Source organism: Mesorhizobium sp. M4B.F.Ca.ET.017.02.2.1 (assembly GCF_003998955.1).
Taxonomy (GTDB): Bacteria; Pseudomonadota; Alphaproteobacteria; order Rhizobiales; family Rhizobiaceae; genus Mesorhizobium; species Mesorhizobium abyssinicae.
This window is the reverse complement of sequence record NZ_RZOF01000557.1, coordinates 1-2,219: the sequence shown is the minus strand read 5'-3', so window position 1 is coordinate 2,219 and position 2,219 is coordinate 1. Positions and strand designations below refer to the sequence as shown.

Below are 2,219 nucleotides of genomic sequence, written 5' to 3'. Positions count from 1 at the left end.
GTGAAATAGACCGCCACGAACCAGGACACGACCAGCGCGATGCCGACGACGTAGAACAGGGTGCGCACATATTCGCCGGCGGTCGAGGCGGCGAAGCCGACGGGGATGAAGCCCGCGGTGGTGATCAGCGTCCCGGTCAGCATCGGGAAGGCGGTCGAGGAATAGGCGAAGCTCGCCGCCTCGATCTTGACCAGCCCCTCCTCCAGCTTGCGTTCCATCATCTCGACGACGATCATCGCATCGTCGACGAGCAGGCCGAGCGCGATGATCAGCGCGCCGAGCGAAATGCGCTGCAGGTCGATGCCGAGCTCGTACATGATGGCGAAGGTGGCGGCGAGCACCAGCGGAATGGCGATGGCGATGACCAGGCCGGAACGCCAGCCGATCGACAGCAGCGAGACGGCCAGCACGATCAGCAGCGCCTCGCCGAGCGCCTCCATGAACTCCTTGACGGCATCGCGGACGACCTCCGGCTGGTCGGAGATCTGGTCGACGGCGACGCCGTAGGGCAGGCCTTCCTCGAAGCGCTGGTAGGTCGCTTCGACATCCTTGCCGACGTCGGTGACGTTGAAGCCCTTGGCCATGACGACGCCGAGCTGGACGCTCTCATGGCCGTTGAAGCGGTACTTGCGCTGGAACGGATCCTCCAGCCCCGAAGAGACTGTGGCGATGTCGCCGAGCCGCGTCACCTGGCCGCCGGCGCGCAGGCGCAGTTCCCTGATGTCGGCGGCCCTGGTGACGTCGCCCTCGACCGAGATGCGCACCGAGCGCTGTCCGGTGTCGACCGAGCCCGCCGGGTCGACATTGTTCTGGCCCTTGATCGCGTTCTGCAGGTCGGTCAGCGTCAGTCCGCGCTCGGCCAGCGCCTTCGAAGAGACGTCGATATAGATCTTCTCCGGCTGGTCGCCGATGATGACGGCCTTCTCGACGCCCGGCGTCGTCAACAGCATATCGCGCGCCTGGATGGCGAACTTCTTCAGCTCCGGATAGCTGTAGCCGTTGCCGCTGATCGAATGCAGCGTGATGAAGGTGTCGCCGAACTCGTCGTTGAAATACGGACCGAGCAGCCCCTGCGGCAGGTCGCTGGCGATGTCGCCGACCTTCTTGCGCACCTGGTAGAACGCGTCCTTCACCTGCTCGGCATTGGTGTCGCCTTTCACCTGCAGGGTGATGATGGCGCTGCCGGCTCGCGTATAGGAGCGCACGAAATCGAGATGCGGCGTTTCCTGCAGCTTGCGCTCGATCTTGTTGACGACCTGGTCCTCCATCTCCTGGATCGAGGCGCCCGGCCAGACGGCCTGGACGACCATGACGCGGAAGGTGAAGTCAGGATCTTCCTTCTGGCCCATGCGCATCAGGCCGAGCGCGCCGGCAAGGATGATCAGGCCGAACAGGAAGCGCGCGATGCTGGGGTGGCCGATCGCCCAGCGCGAAAGATTGAAGGGCCGCTTCTCAGTGCTGTCGGTGGTCATCGGCGTCAGTCCATTCCGATTGATCGGCAAGGCACGCATCTGCGCGTGCTCACGATATTTCCGATGCTGGCTTCCGGGCGGCGAGGCTTTCCGAGGCGGAGAGACACTCGTCGCGGTGGGACGCGAGGATCGATGTGGGGGTTACATCAACCTGACGTCTCGACAGCCGGGCGCTCGCCGCCCGGAAACCATGGTCCGCTCGCTCCAGCGAGCGGCATTTTCATTCGCCCGGCTTCAGCGCAGGCTGCTGGTGATGTCGGCTTTGCCTTCGGCCGACGCCGACTGCTGCGCCGCGTCGCCGGAGAGCTTGACCTTGAGGTTCTCGGTCATGAACTGCGTGCCGGCGGCAACCACGACGTCGCCCTGCTTCAACCCGTCGGCGACATTGACGCCGTCGACCGTGAAGTCGCCGACCTTGACCGGGCGCGGATGAACCGTCTCGCTGGTGCGGTCGACGGTCCAGACAATCTTCCGGCCGTCCTTCTCGGCGAGCGCGCTGAGCGGGATCGACACCATCTGCTTCCGGCTCGCCACCGAGGCTTCGATGTTGGCGGTCATGCCGAGCAGCACGCGCGGATCGTTGGGCAGCGAGACGCGGACAGCGAAGGTGCGCGACTGCGGATCGGCGCTGCCGGAAACCTCACGCACCTTGCCGGCCAGCGTCAGCGCATCGTCGGACCAGAAGCCGGCCTTGACCTCCTTACCCGGCCGAAACTCGGCGATGTCCATCTCGGGAACGGCGATCAG

General features: G+C 65.2%; 2 protein-coding genes. Both read right to left on the bottom strand.

Annotated elements, in window-relative coordinates; genetic code table 11:
* A partial coding sequence (locus EN738_RS33690) for an efflux RND transporter permease subunit (RefSeq protein WP_145967031.1) occupies positions 1-1,472 on the bottom strand: 1,472 nt, incomplete at its 3' end.
* A gap of 234 nt (positions 1,473-1,706) precedes the next feature.
* On the bottom strand, positions 1,707-2,219 hold a 513-nt coding region (locus tag EN738_RS33685), incomplete at its 5' end, for an efflux RND transporter periplasmic adaptor subunit (protein ID WP_127287304.1).